At 41.8% G+C, this 14007-nt stretch carries 9 protein-coding genes; 5 read left to right on the top strand and 4 right to left on the bottom strand.

The features are described 5' to 3' along the window. Positions 1-4 precede the first annotated feature (4 nt). Together LEP1GSC058_RS15090 and LEP1GSC058_RS15085 are read right to left on the bottom strand one after the other, a co-directional pair. A complete protein-coding gene (locus LEP1GSC058_RS15090; protein ID WP_232224710.1) occupies positions 5-3322 on the bottom strand; it encodes a response regulator in 3318 nt (1105 codons plus the stop codon). 207 nt (positions 3323-3529) lie between these two features. Next, a complete protein-coding gene (locus tag LEP1GSC058_RS15085; RefSeq protein ID WP_016550913.1) occupies positions 3530-3997 on the bottom strand; it encodes a GNAT family N-acetyltransferase in 468 nt (155 codons plus the stop codon). Positions 3998-4594: 597 nt separating this feature from the next. Here LEP1GSC058_RS15085 and dnaE point away from each other — a divergent pair. Both dnaE and LEP1GSC058_RS15070 read left to right on the top strand, forming a co-directional pair. Continuing rightward, positions 4595-8113, top strand: coding sequence for a DNA polymerase III subunit alpha (dnaE, locus tag LEP1GSC058_RS15075; protein WP_198014409.1), 3519 nt, complete (start codon positions 4595-4597; stop codon positions 8111-8113). Between the two features lie 65 nt (positions 8114-8178). Further along, on the top strand, positions 8179-8715 hold the full coding sequence (locus LEP1GSC058_RS15070) for a GNAT family N-acetyltransferase (protein WP_016549407.1): 537 nt from the start codon (positions 8179-8181) through the stop codon (positions 8713-8715). A 26-nt stretch (positions 8716-8741) separates the two neighbouring features. On the opposite strand, the gene LEP1GSC058_RS15065 is transcribed toward LEP1GSC058_RS15070, so the two are convergent. Beyond that, positions 8742-9347, bottom strand: a complete 606-nt coding sequence (locus tag LEP1GSC058_RS15065) for an START domain-containing protein (RefSeq protein ID WP_016549904.1) — start codon at positions 9345-9347, stop codon at positions 8742-8744. A 105-nt stretch (positions 9348-9452) separates the two neighbouring features. After that, entirely contained in the window at positions 9453-10358 is a 906-nt protein-coding gene (locus LEP1GSC058_RS15060) for a M23 family metallopeptidase (protein ID WP_039948426.1), read from the bottom strand. Between the two features lie 37 nt (positions 10359-10395). Here LEP1GSC058_RS15060 and LEP1GSC058_RS15055 point away from each other — a divergent pair, with 37 nt between their 5' ends. The 3 genes from LEP1GSC058_RS15055 to LEP1GSC058_RS15045 all read left to right on the top strand — a co-directional run bounded on the left by LEP1GSC058_RS15055 (position 10396) and on the right by LEP1GSC058_RS15045 (position 14004). After that, positions 10396-11301 (top strand): RNA polymerase sigma factor, encoded by a 906-nt coding sequence (locus tag LEP1GSC058_RS15055; RefSeq protein WP_016549436.1) that lies wholly within the window; start codon positions 10396-10398, stop codon positions 11299-11301. Positions 11302-11340: 39 nt separating this feature from the next. Then, positions 11341-12084 carry a hypothetical protein gene (locus tag LEP1GSC058_RS15050; protein WP_016550857.1) on the top strand — a complete coding sequence of 248 codons (744 nt, stop codon included), beginning with the start codon at positions 11341-11343 and terminating at the stop codon, positions 12082-12084. Between the two features lie 81 nt (positions 12085-12165). Then, on the top strand, positions 12166-14004 hold the full coding sequence (locus tag LEP1GSC058_RS15045) for a CHAT domain-containing protein (protein WP_016549746.1): 1839 nt from the start codon (positions 12166-12168) through the stop codon (positions 14002-14004). Positions 14005-14007: the final 3 nt, after the last annotated feature.

Here is a 14007-nt window from a genome sequence, read left to right as displayed (position 1 = left end):
TCGTTTAATCGTGGAGAAGATTTAAAACCGCCTCGCGGATCTCTTCGGTCTTATAAGGTTTGGCTACAAATTTATCAATCCCGAGAGCAAGACATTTTTCCCGCTCACCACTAACGGTTCCCGCGGACACCGCAATCAAAGGTATTCTAGAACGATCAGGGCTTTCGCTTTCCCAAGTTCGAATTCGAGTCGCCAATTCAAATCCATCCATCACAGGCATTTGAATATCTAAAAGAATCAAATCGATTCTTTCTTTAAAAAAGAAATCGAGCGCTATTTTCCCGTTCTCTGCCGAAATCACTTCGGCTCCTAGTTTCCGCAAATTACGCTCCAAGACTAGGCGATTTACCTCGTTATCTTCTACGATCAGTATCCGCGAATTTTTCCTTAATACCAACTGATCTTTCTTATCGGGAATAGCTTTGCGTTCAGAAAGAAAACCCAATACGACGTTTTCTTTCTTTAAAAGAAATGCACGTATTTCCGATGGAACGACCGGTTTCACTAAATATCCGGCTATTTCTAAATCCCTTCTTGCTTCTCCGATCAAACCCAGCTCGGAAGAAAATGTAAGTAAATACACGGGTAAATGGGAATATTCGGATCGATTACGGATATCTTTAGCGAGGCTAATTCCTTTTAAGAACGGAAGATGGTTTTCCAATATGATCAAGTCGACAGGAACGCTCGTTGTTCTCAAAAAATCGAAGAAGTCGGATTCGCTGGTCATTATAAATGCTTCCGCCCCGTTGAGTTTGAATAACTCCCCCAGAATTTCCAAAGACTCTAAATCCTCTCCAAAAATAAGAATTCGCGTTCCTGAAGAGGCTTTGAGGGAATCACTTTCATCTTTTCCTACCGCTCTCACGGGAATACGGAGTTGAAAAGAGCTTCCTTTTCCCTCCTTACTCTCGACGTGAATTTCTCCCTCCAAAAGTAAAGCTAGACTTTTACATATGCTCAACCCTAAACCCGTTCCTCCGTATTTGCGAGAGGTCGAGCCGTCGGCTTGCGTAAAGCTCTCGAAAATTTTATCCAATTTTTCCGGTGAAATTCCGATTCCGGAATCGGACACCGTTAATTTCAAGATAGAAGAGTCATCCGGAGAAAGCTCCATCTCTAAGCAGACTTCAATCTTTCCGCTATGAGTAAACTTGGCCGCGTTCGAGAGTAGATTGATTAAGATTTGTCTCAATTTGACCGGATCGCTTTCGACTCGCGAGGGCATATTTTTTTCGGAGTAGATTAATTTAACTTTTTTTTCGGTTAACTTATCCGCAAATATTCTTAATGAAGGACCGAACAATTCTCCGGGAGAAAATTCGGAATGGTCAACGGACAATTTTCCGGACTCGATTTTAGAAAAATCCAATATGTCGTTCAAAACGTCCAAAAGAGAATTGGCGGAATAACGCAACGTTTCCAAATAGTGTCGATTCACTCCGCTCGGATCATTCGAGAGTAGCAAGTCGGTCAGACCGAGAATTCCATTCATCGGAGTCCTGATTTCATGACTCATATTCGCCAAGAAATCACTTTTAGCTCTTAAGGCAGATTCCGCAGCTTCCTTGGCGCTTTCTAATTCCTTTCTAGCGATTACTTTATCAGTAACATCCTGCAACGATCCGTTTAGACCGATAACCTCACTTTGTTCCGAATCCCAAATCGGAGACCCGACGCCTCGAACCCACTTAACCGTTCCGGAAGAAGTTTTTATCTGCAATTCCAAATCGAAGCTTTTACCTTCCCTAATTTCTTCGAAAGCGGAAATTATCCTAGTCCTATCTTCTTTTACGTAAAGATCGATGACTTGGATTAAATTAGGATCCGTGTCTTTATCAATTTCTAATATAATATATATTTCTTTCGTCCAGGATCTTTTCTGAGTTTTGAAGTTGTAATTCCAACCTCCGATTTTTCCGAGACTTTGCGTTCTCGCTAAAAATAATTCGCTTTTTCTGAGTTCTTCTTCCGCTTCTTTTTGTTCGGTTATATTTCTGATCATAAAGATCGCCGTTTCCGAATCGTAAGGAAATATTCTAGCCTCGAAGAACTTCTGGCCTTCCGGAAAACCGAGAGAATATTTTAGGGATTCGCCCGAACCGAAAGTCAAAACCCGATCGAGTTTTAGATTAATATTTTGCGCCAATTCACGAGGAAGAAGTTCCGACATTTTTTTACCAAGAAATTCATTCGGCGGTACGTAAAGGTCCTCCTTTTTAGGGGCATGATAACTTATGATTCTGGATTCTTTATCCATAATGAAAAATAAATCCGGAAGCGCGTTGACTAACTTTTGGCTCCGTTCCTCGCTTCTTTTAAGCGCCTGTTCCGTTTCCCGTCTCCTTTCTTCATTACGGATCGCTTCAATGATATGAGCGATGGTTTTTAGAAGCGGCTGAAGATCTTCACAGAGTCTTTCATCATAGCCGCTTTTACGATTAGCGATTACGAGAACGCCGATCATTCTACCTTTAATCTCGAATGGAACTCCTAAGAAAGTTCGTAATTTCGGATGTCCCTCGGGGACGGCTTCCGCTTTCTTCGAGTCGTTAATGATAATCGGATTTTGAGAAAGAGCGACCGAACCGAATATGCTGTTTAACTTTCTAAATTCCAGTCCTTTACCCGAATTCGCCTTAACGAATTTTTGTATCTCTTCTTCCGAGGAAATTTGGGCAATTGCTCTCGTTTTAATATATGAAGATCCTTCCGAATCCAAAATCACTTCAGCAATAAAACCGTATTCACTTTTCGTGATATCCAAAATCGCGTGAAGCAGCTTCGAGAAAGTCGAATCTGAGTCGAATTCTAAAATATATTCGGATAACGACCGGGCTATTATTTCACCTAAACGTTTTTGAAAAAGGAGCTGTTCTTCCTGTTTCTTTTGATCGCTGACATCTCGAGCGATTCCCGTAAACCCGATTAATTCGCCGTTAGACTCCCGCATGGGAGTAACGATGAGACGAACGGCAAGACGGGATCCATCTTTGCGAACGTAAATCCAATCCTTCGCCTCGAAATTTCCATTTCGAGCGTCATCTACTAAGATTTCAAAACCGGAAAGTTTCCGATTATATTTTTTATCTAGTTCTCGACCCCTTTCTTCCACTTCCTCTTCATCGTGAAAAACTTCAGTGGTTAGCTTCCCGACGACTTCGTCGGCGGAATAACCAAGCATCAGCTCGGAGCCAGGGTTAAAGGAAAGAATTACGCCGTTTAGATCCGTTGAAATCACAGACACCTGGGTAGCGGCTATTAATACGCGCTGACTTATGTCTGAGATGTCGCTCGAAGCGGAAGAGAAGGGAATGTCCATACTGCCATCTGATCGGAAAAACAAAGCTGTTAGGAAAATTCCTTCGGTCCGATGATTCGAACTTAGCCGTGAACTCCGAACCGGCTAAATATAAAGACGGGTTAAAAGGATGAAACCGATTTTTATTTTATCAACGATTTTGATCGCCGATAGCGAGTTTTGACAATCTTTCTCAACATTCTCGCAGGAGAATTGCTGAAATTTTGACTATTTTTCAACCGGCACCGACCAGTAATAATGCAGATATTCTTCGCTTAAACGAAATCCGAAACTTTCATATAATTTTCTGGCCGCCCTATTATCCGGCGAGGTTTCCAAACTCATTCCTTTTCCACCCAATTTACGGATCGTAGCAGCAGCCTCTTCCAGGAGTTTTTTTGCGATTCCATTTCTTCGAACGGATTCGCGTACGTATAAATCGTTTAGAATAAAATCTTTCTTCATTAATAACGAAGAAAAAGTCGGATAAATCTGAGCAAACCCTTTTAGTTCGTTAGAATCTTCCGCAACGAGCAATATGGAATCTTTATGCAAAAGGCGATCCTCCAAAAATCGTTTCGTATTCGTAGAATCGGATTTCAATCCGTAGAATGACCGATATAATTCGAATAATTCCGTAAGTTCTTCCAAGTCGGAGCGACTTGCCGTGCGAAGAGTAATTTCTATTTTGGACATTGACACCTTTATTATATTTTTATTTTAAATAAATAATTACTATAGAAACAAAGAATAATGCCTTCATCCTTATAGAGAAACTATCCATCGTTTCTCTGCGCGGGAAAGATTCCGAAGAACGTATCGAGGCGATCCGACAAAAACAACGAAGATTCGCATTTTATTTGAATGAAGCCGGAACGGCAACGCTTTATCCGGCGATTTCGGAAGAATCTTGCATTCTTAAACTTGCTCCCGGCTGTGAAGCGTTGTCCTGACCTTATACAGGACAGAAAAACGATTTCAATGATAGAATGATTCTCCGAGCATCTGTCACCGAAAGTTCTCGTAATTAATTGAGAGAGGCATGATAGCGGGCGCCTCTATACAAAAACATCGGTTTTCTGGCCGTAAGACGAACGGAAAAGCCAAGAAAAGAAGAGGACAAAACAAGGAAGAAAAGCGAAAAATTCTCTTCAATTTGGTATGATTTTACGGAAAAGCCTTTTTTCAAAAAAGTTGAAGATTTAAAATCGAATAGCTTTTGCAATAGAATGAAAGGTCGGAATTCACTCCGCTTGACGAATCCCGGTCCAAATTTCTATTATGTCCCTTGGAATGGAAGATTTCGCCCACCTTCATCTTCACACTACTTACTCCATGCTCGACGGCGCAATCCGCATCAAGGAATTGATGAAGCATGTTAAAGAGCTAGGCATGAGTTCCGTAGCAATGACTGATCATGGAAACATGTTCGGAGCGATTGAGTTTTATAACGAGGCAGTCAAAAACGGCGTAAAACCCATCATAGGTTGCGAATTCTACGTTTCTCCGAATCGAAAAGCCGAAGTGGAGGAGATGAGAATTGCCGATGGAAATGCATATCATTTAATACTTCTTGCTAAGGACGAAATAGGTTATAAAAATCTAATAAAGTTAGCTAGTAAATCTTATACGGAAGGTTTTTATAAAAAGGCCCGTATCGATTACGATCTTTTGGATAAATATAGCGAGGGATTAGTGTGTCTTACTGCCTGCTTGGCAGGCGAAGTAAACCGTAAGATACTGGAAGGCAAAATTCCCGAGTCTTTTCAGCTTGCAGGCAAGCTGAACGAAATTTTCCGAAAAGAGGATTTTTACTTAGAAATTCAAAATCATGGAATTCCGGAACAGGAGGTTGCGGCAAAAGGCGTCTATGACTTCTCGCAAAGAACCGGTATTAAGCTGGTTGTTACCAACGATTCCCACTTCCTTCGCAAAGACGATAAGGAAGCGCAGGATATTCTTTTAAGAATCGGAATGCGCAAAACAATAGAAGACGAAATGGAATTCGGTTTTAACCAGCACTTCTACGTAAAAAGCCCCGCGGAGATGAAACTTCTCTTCCCGGAACTCCCGCAAGCATACTATTCCACACTTGAAATAAGAGATAAGATAAATCTTCAATTAAAGTTCGGGAACTATCTTCTTCCTGAATTTTCCGTTCCCGACGGTTACGACGAATACGGCTTTATGGAAAAGCTTGTTTGGGACGGGATTCGTCATAGATATTCGACCATTACTCCGGAAATTAAAGAAAGAACCGAATTCGAACTTGGAACGATTAAGAATATGCGCTTTGCCGGATACTTTTTGATCGTTCAAGATTATATCAATTACGCAAAGAAGAGCGGAATTCCGGTAGGTCCCGGACGCGGATCCGCTGCAGGTTCCATCGTCGCTTATGCGCTAGGAATTACGAATGTGGAACCTCTTCGCTTTAATCTTCTTTTCGAGCGTTTTCTCAACCCTGATCGAAAGGATATGCCCGATATCGATACCGATTTCTGTGTCGAAAGGCGAGAAGAAGTAATCAATTATATCCGGCATAAATACGGAGAAGATCGAGTAGGCCAGATTATTACTTTCGGGTCTCTAGCGGCTAAGGCGGCCTTGAAAGATGTGGGTCGAGTCATGAATCTACCCTACGACGAAGCGAATAAGCTCACTAGCTATTGCCCGAATAAGCCTGGAATCACCTTGGATGAGGCGATTGAAATTTCTTCGGATCTAAAACAAGCCAGTGAAAAAGACGAGCTTCACAAAAAGATCTTCTCGATTGCCAAACGGCTAGAGGGAAACTATAGGCAACCGGGACGTCACGCTGCGGGTGTGGTCATTTCTCCATATCCGTTAGACGAAGTGGTCCCGCTCTCTACGGTCGCGGAGAAAGAACGTCCTGGAGTTCGCTCCATAGTTACCCAATACGAAAAGAATAATTTAGAAGCCGTAGGCCTTATCAAGATGGATATCCTCGGCCTCAAAAACCTCACAACCTTAAGCTATGCGGTTAAGCTGGTAAGAGAAAGAAGGGGCGTAGAGCTAGATTTAGATAAAATTCCATTAGATGATTCTAATACATACGCTCTTCTTCGCAAAGCCAATACGTTAGGAATATTCCAATTAGAATCCAGTGGAATCACCGATTTGGTCGCAAGAAGCCAAGTTTCCAGTTTCGAGGAAATCGTAGCTCTTATCGCATTATATCGTCCGGGGCCGATGGAATCCGGAATGTTGGAAGAATACTTGGAGCGTAAAAGCGGAAGAAAGCCCGTTTCTTACCCGCATGAATCCTGCGAAGCGATTTTGAAAGAAACCTTCGGATTAACCGTTTATCAGGAACAGGTGATGAGTATCTCTCGTTTGGTCGGCGGCTATACGATGGGTGAATCCGATATGCTACGCAAGGCCATGGCAAAAAAGAAGAAAGAGCTCATGGATCCTCTTCGTATCAAATTCATAGAGGGCGCTCAGGCAAAGGGACACGCTAAAAAGTTTTCCGAAGAACTGTTCGATCAGCTGGAAAAATTCGGAGGCTACGGCTTTAACAAATCGCATTCCGTAGCATATGCTCTCGTAACGTATCAAACCGCGTATATGAAAGCAAACTATCCGACCGAATACATGGCTGCGTTACTTGCCGGAGATCATTCTAAAACAACCGATATCGTTAAATATATCAATAATGCCCGCGAAATGGGCATACATGTTCTCACACCGGATCTAAACGAATCCGACGTTTCTTTTTCCGTTATAGATGAAGAGACGATTCGTTTCGGAATTTCGGCCATGAAAGGAGTGGGAGAAGGAGCCGCCGAAAATATCATCAAAGCCCGGAAAAAAACGGGAGGCTTTAAAGATATTAAAGACTTCATACTCGAAGTCGACACTCGAATCTTAAATAAGAAGATTATGGAAGCGTTAGTTCAAGGCGGAGCGATGGATTCGTTCGGCTATACTCGAAAATGTCTCTTTGAGTCGCTGGATAGTCTTGTATCTTACGCGCAAAAGGAACAGGAAAGATCCGCTCAAGGACAATTCTCCCTTTTCGGGGAGTCTACACTCTCTTATGAGCTCAAGCTTCCGAAAGACGCGGATGAATGGGAATCGGAAGAGCGATTACGAAGAGAAAAATCGGTAACGGGTTTATTTCTTTCCGGCCACCCGTTGGATAAATACGAAGCTCATTTGCGCAGCCTACACAGCATCCCGATAGAAAAGCTGGATGATATTAAAGCCGGCACTAAAGTTGAAATCGCAGGTATCGTGACTTCGCTTAAAGTCAAATTCACTAAGAAAAAGGAAGAATTCGTAAATTTCAAATTGGAAGATCGAACCGGAGAAATCGAGTGCGTTGCTTTTCCGAAAGTATACCAAAGATTTAAGGAATTGATCAAGGAAGACGAAGCGGTTTTTATCAAAGGGGATTTGGACAGGATCGAAGCGGGAGAGTCGGAACTGCGCGGTCAAATCAAGGTGAACAACTTCGAGATATTGAATCAAACCACCATCGAAGATAAGATGGAAAAAGCGTTACACATAAGACTTGAGGATCGCCATCGCAAAATGCCCGATATCATAGGCAAATTGCATACTCTTCTCGCGGCGTACCAGGGAAATTCACACGTTTATTTCCATTTAATCTCGGGAGCGGAAGAAAAAAAAGTCATTCGCGCTCATAATCATTATTCGGTGCAACCCAATGAGGAATTAATGAGTCGCCTTGTCGGGCTTCTAGGTAAAGAAACGGTTTATTACAGCTTCGGCGAAAATATTAAGGCATATAGCCCAAAAGAAACCGCCGGAGTCAAGCGCTGATTCGGCCTACGAACCGATTCGCTATAAAGCCTAGGTCAATAAGCTTCCTTTGAGGTGTATCTATTATGCCCTTTCCAACGTTTATTCGGACCGAACGTCTTTTGCTCCGAACTTGGAACGATGGCGACAGAGATTCTTTATTTAAATTAAATTCGAATCCCAGGGTTATGGAATTTTTTCCAACACTCTTATCTGCAAAAGAGAGCAACGAACTATTCGACAGAATTCAAAAGCATTGGAATAGATATAACTTCGGTTTATTCGCAGTCGAAGATTTGGATGAAAATTCGTTTATCGGTTTTGTAGGAATAGTTCACGTCGACTTTGATTGTTTCTTCGCACCCAACCTGGAAATCGGCTGGCGAATCCTCCCGGATTTTTGGGGAAAAGGATATGCAAGCGAAGCCGCAATCTCAACAATTCGATATGCATTTCAAGAATTGAACGCGACTGAAATCGTTTCATTTACTAGCGTTCTCAATGAACGCTCAAGATCCGTTATGAGGAAAATAGGGATGGAATTCATAACCGAATTTCATCACCCGAATCTTCCAATGGATGACCGACTCAGTAAACACGCGTTATATAAAATAATAAAATGATTTTCTAATTGAAAATCCCGATTCGTTTACTTTTCGATGATCTTCTTTAGCCCCAAGATGGTTTCGATTGGCGCGTCCGACGAAGACCAATTCGATATATATGCAGGAACATCTCCGCCTGGATCGGTCTGGTTGATATAAGTTACCAAAGTAGAAGAGGGAGAAATCTCTTCGAGAATCCATTGAATTCTCGAATTCACGATTCGAAACGCGTTTTTTTTAGCAGGAATCGTTAAATCATTTAGAGCTTTCGTAAAGATATGGAACCTTTTATTCTTTGGATCAAAATGCGATTCGGTTTCCAAAACCATCTCCCGATCCTTAACGGGCCAAGGGGCAGCGATCAAATAGTAATGCCTAAATTTTTCCGGTACTTTGCCGCCTAATACTTTGGATTCTTTGCAATTTGCAATCCAGTCTATATGTCCCGGAATATTTAAGAAGATGTTTCTTACTTCGAATAAGGGTCTCGAAATTAAAGTACTCACTTTGAAAGCATCAAAAGACGTTTCCATCGTTTTTTTGTAAATCTTGACGCTCTGTTCTTCCTTTACGTAGACCCAATCCTCGGCAAAAATACTCGAACCCGAAAGAATGGAAAAAACAAGAAGGATGCGGTAAATCTGTCGCATGGGAATATCTCTTTAAGTCTATTAAGAGAAAAATAATTCAGTACATTCGTAAAAAGAAAACGTTTATTTTAGTTTTTATAATGTTAGGAGGAAAACTTCGAAACTTTATCGAATTCGCGTCACATAGAAAGTGAAGATTTTTTCACTTAGATTTCCTCGAAAATCCCATGCAAGAATTTTGATCGCATTCTCACCGTTTCTAAAATCCAAATTTCCAAGATAATATTGATCCCTATAATACAATTCGGAAAACCGAAATCCTTCCGGGTTTTTCCATTCTCCATGATCATAAGTTAGAGAGGAAAAGCCGGCCTTCTTAAGCGGTTCGCCGTTTAAAAATGCTTGAATCTGCGAAATTCCCCTTCGCTGGCCCTGTTTCTTCCCGGCGTCCGAAACTCCGACAGTAACCGGAAACGAATGAGAGATATTAATATTTTCTCCATCGTTTATTTGCGTATATTTGTCCCCGACATGCACCGATAAATTTCCGATCTGAGGGGCAGTTCCGTCTTCGATCGGAGGAAGGAACTTCATCGGGTCCAAAATCGTTTTCCCGAAATCCTGAATAACGACGAAATGCAGGTGGGCGCCGCTAGAATGCCCCGTATTTCCGGTTGTTCCGATTTTTTCGCCTCTAGCGATTAGGCGGTCTTGTAAAAATCCGGTCAACCGACTGTCTTTCAAGTGATAATAGGATGTATAAACGCCGTTTCCGTGGTCCAACCAAACCGAATTTCCAGTTCCGAATTCCTCACCGTAAGGGTCATCCTCGCCAAACCGTGAATAGAGGATTTTTCCTTCTCCCATAGCCAAGACCGACTCTCCGTTGGAGGAAATATCCATACCATTATGGAAATGATCCCCTCTGGATTCTCCAAAAATGGAACTGACCTTATTTTCAATTCCTTCCGTTTTCACGGGGAGGAGAAAATTTATTACTTTATCGTTTTCCGCAAAGGTGCTTAGATGGAACGCGGCCAAGATTAGGCCTAGGATTGGGAAAAGTCTCATTTCCGGGTCGGCCCCCTGGTGCAAGGTTATATTAAGAATGAATTTGTCAAAGGATAAAACCCTGGACCTCGTTACCCGTTGCGGCGAGGGCGATGAAGAAGCATTAAAATTGTTTTTTGAGGCATATTCAGAAGACATTTATAACTTCCCGATGAAGATTTTTCATTTAAGCGAAGATGATGCGGGAGATTTTTTCCTCTATGCATTTGAACGTTTAAAGACCGGAGCTAGATTCTCCAGCTTTAAGGGTAAATCTAGTTTTCGCACCTGGTTCTATTCCGTTCTCCGAAATATGCTCATAGATTGGCAGCGCACAAAGCGCGAGCTGAAAATGACCAATTTAGGGAAAATCAATAAGGAAGGAAAAGAATATGCAACGATCGAAGACGAGCCAGATTTAAGACCCGACCTTCTCGAAGAAGCACAGGAAATTACCAGGCTTTTCCATCAAGTCTTGGGGGAAATCGGAACCGAGAAACGCGTAATTTTCAAACTCTCTTATATTTATTATCTGAACTTAGATGAGGAAGAAATTAAATTCCTAGTTTCTAAAACGAAACTTTCCGTAGAAGACTTAAAGAAAAAAATTATGTCGTTACGGACTGACTTATCCAATCGGGAAGAGGAAAATATCAGGATGGAGGACAAAATCACCTCGTTATATTTAAACATCCTGGAACTGAAAGAAAAACAGAATGTGACAGTAAAAAAAGCCCCGATACTTCCGCAGGAAATCGATAAAACTTCTCAAGCATTGAAAAAGAAATACGAACAACGTAAGAAACTCTTAGAAAAACGGAAAAAAGGTCATTTTTTGGCGCGAACCCCTTATAGGGAAGTGGCCGACCTTTTAGGCATAACTGAGGGGAATGTGAGTGTCACTTTGCTACGTCTGATCGAAAAAATACAAAAAAAACTCAAATTTTCGGAATTGTCCGAGTAAAACGAATCGTCTTAAACCTTATTGGAGCGTCACACGCAAATGGAATCCAAACGCGAACCAGGCTCGGAATCGGAACTTAACCAATCTCTCTTTGATGGAAAAGAGGATGTACTTTCAGGAATCGATAAAAACCCCGAACTTCAAAATGAACTCATTCGGATGGAGGAATCTCTTCAAGCAGGCTTAAAAGCCGCCGAAGAATCCTATTTCGAATCGGCTGCCCGCAGTCACGCCTACACAGCTTTCCAGGAAGATTTAGATGTAAGCAAAGCAGAATTGACTGAAGGTTGGCAAATAAAAGCTTTTCCTGAATATTTAAAACGCTACGTCGAGATGGAGTTATCCCGTAAGGAACAAAGTCGCGAATCGATCGTAGTAAAACTTGGAAAATCGGGTGCTCAGCTCTTTGATAGCTTAATTCAAACTCTACAAATCAATACGAGGGTAGATTATGCTCCTGCAATGCGTTCCGCAGCCGCCAAAACACCGGCCGCTTCGGAATTTATAGTATTCGAAGAGAAAGTTGAAGACGATTGCAAGTTCACTTATCAGGTCGTTCAAGAAACGGAAGAAACTGCTTATCTTAGCGTCAAAATCGACTGCCCTCGGCCCGAAGATTTTCAAAGAGTGAATCTTTCTAAGGATGGAAGGTTTATACTTTCCAACCAATTCAATTCGGATGGAATTACGAATTTCGCCGGATTGAGAGAAGGAAAGTACACAGTTGAATTCCAGGGAAAAGACTTGTCGAAATCGATAGATCTCTTTATTCTTTTAGATTAAAGAGACCTATTTCATAAAATTCCCCTTTCGAGCTTATGTCTCGCCGGGGGAATGATAACAAGCCGGTCCTAACCTAAACCAATGCTCAATCTAATCATAGACAGAGTCGGCGCAGTTAACGTTTTTAATATACTAGACAATTCCGGAAGCGGATCGGAATCCCATTTACAATCGACTATGGATGAGGATTTAATCCTCGAATACATTAAAGAAATTGAAAACTTAGTCCGAGTTTCGGTTGCTATCCACCAGAAATCCTCAAGACACCCTACTCTCGAAACGGATATTCTCCATGAATTAAAAATCCTGGGGGAAACGTTCTACGACCAATTTTTTCCGGCGCCTATCCAGGAAAAACTGCGCTTAACGACCGAAAAATACCTGCACTTTAATATAGATCCTAAATTGGGAGTGATCCCATGGGAACTCCTACACGATGGAACCTGTTTCCTTTCCGATAAATTTTTCATCGGGAAGACAGTACGCGGAGAAGCGCATAGCGGAGCTTTTAAGGAAAAGGAAAAACTCCGAATGCTTATCATAGCCGACCCGACCGAAGATTTAGAATGGGCCCAAAAAGAAGGCGAACAGTTATTTCGAGTACTGAGCGAGAAAGTTCCGTCTTCTCGATTGGAGATAGAATTCATAGGCGGACGTCAAGTGACCAAGCTTAAACTTCTCTCTTTAATTAAAGGTAAGAATATCATTCATTATTCCGGTCATTTATTCTTCTCGGACGATCCTTTGGAAAACGGATGGCTTATTTCGGAAGGAAAGATTCTGAAAGCGCGAGAGATCAAAAATTCAGGTTTCAATACCGACATGGTATTTTCGAATTCCTGCCAATCCAATAAAAGTACTACTAGAAATCTGAACTCCGATTTAATGAATAATTTTGCAGGTTCGTTTTTGATGTCGGGAATCAAAAGCTTCATAGGAACCAATTGGGAAATAGCGGATAACCAAAACACGATCGATTTTACGATTCAATTCTATTCAAATTTATTCGCGGATAAAAGCGTCGGAGAGTCTCTCTATTTAGCAAAAGAACAAGCACGTCGGAATTACGATTCAAGCGATCTAACTTGGACTAATTACAGTCTGCACGGACAGCCGAATATACGGGTAACATCGGATCCGACAAAAGGGCGGACGGCACATAAGATCGTAAATCCGTCCCTGATCTATAAATTTTATCCGACTCCGATCGCCTCTACGTATTATACGTTTACGGAGAGACAAAAGGCGGAGTCTCTTTCTTCCTACGAACTAATGGAGAACCTAATCGTCGCTTTCGAAGAATTCAGTAAGGTGATGGGAGGAATTCTATTCAGTGACCACCAAAACCACGCGTTAGGTAAATTCATCCCAAACAATCCCGACGATGCGTACAGTATCGAAAGATGGTGGGACTTGATGTTCCAGTGCTTGCACGATTTTAGAAAGTTGGAAATCACTCCTGTCGTAACGGATCTGGCCGAGATACTCTTTGCAAACAGAGATACCATACAGAAAATGATTCATTGGATCGACCTATATTCTAAAGGACAGATTCAACCCGAATCTGCCGACGGTTATCTGATAACGTTCCAGTATTACTTTGAGAATCTACTTACGGAATTGGAAGAGCTGGAACGAGTCAGTATTTTTTTAGTTTCAACGAACTCGAACAATCACCTCTTTTTTCGAGGCTTAAAACCTGAATCTTCCTTAGTCGCGGCGCCGATGATCAAGCAAGACTTTGTCGGCGAGCAGATCGAAAAATATAGAGGGAGAGTCATAGTCTTTCACGAAGAGCGTCTTCAGATTTTTCCATTAGCCTGCAATATTATCGAAAACCCTGAGACGAAAGCTTTAGAATTAGCTTTCCCGGGATTTCTCCCCTCCTCTCACGGAAACCTACCTCACGGCGGCATCTAATAC

This window comes from Leptospira fainei serovar Hurstbridge str. BUT 6, from assembly GCF_000306235.2.
GTDB classification, from domain to species: domain Bacteria; phylum Spirochaetota; class Leptospiria; order Leptospirales; family Leptospiraceae; genus Leptospira_B; species Leptospira_B fainei.
Note: the sequence above shows the minus strand (reverse complement) of the source record. Positions and strands in the feature narration are given on the sequence as shown.

Bases quoted from the DNA above. Each gene is read 5' to 3' on its own strand.
- LEP1GSC058_RS15090 (WP_232224710.1), bottom strand. From the start codon at position 3,322: ATGGACATTCCCTTCTCTTCCGCTTCGAGCGACATCTCAGACATAAGT.
- LEP1GSC058_RS15085 (WP_016550913.1), bottom strand. From the start codon at position 3,997: ATGTCCAAAATAGAAATTACTCTTCGCACGGCAAGTCGCTCCGACTTG.
- dnaE (WP_198014409.1), top strand. From the start codon at position 4,595: ATGGAAGATTTCGCCCACCTTCATCTTCACACTACTTACTCCATGCTC.
- LEP1GSC058_RS15070 (WP_016549407.1), top strand. From the start codon at position 8,179: ATGCCCTTTCCAACGTTTATTCGGACCGAACGTCTTTTGCTCCGAACT.
- LEP1GSC058_RS15065 (WP_016549904.1), bottom strand. From the start codon at position 9,347: ATGCGACAGATTTACCGCATCCTTCTTGTTTTTTCCATTCTTTCGGGT.
- LEP1GSC058_RS15060 (WP_039948426.1), bottom strand. From the start codon at position 10,358: ATGAGACTTTTCCCAATCCTAGGCCTAATCTTGGCCGCGTTCCATCTA.
- LEP1GSC058_RS15055 (WP_016549436.1), top strand. From the start codon at position 10,396: ATGAATTTGTCAAAGGATAAAACCCTGGACCTCGTTACCCGTTGCGGC.
- LEP1GSC058_RS15050 (WP_016550857.1), top strand. From the start codon at position 11,341: ATGGAATCCAAACGCGAACCAGGCTCGGAATCGGAACTTAACCAATCT.
- LEP1GSC058_RS15045 (WP_016549746.1), top strand. From the start codon at position 12,166: ATGCTCAATCTAATCATAGACAGAGTCGGCGCAGTTAACGTTTTTAAT.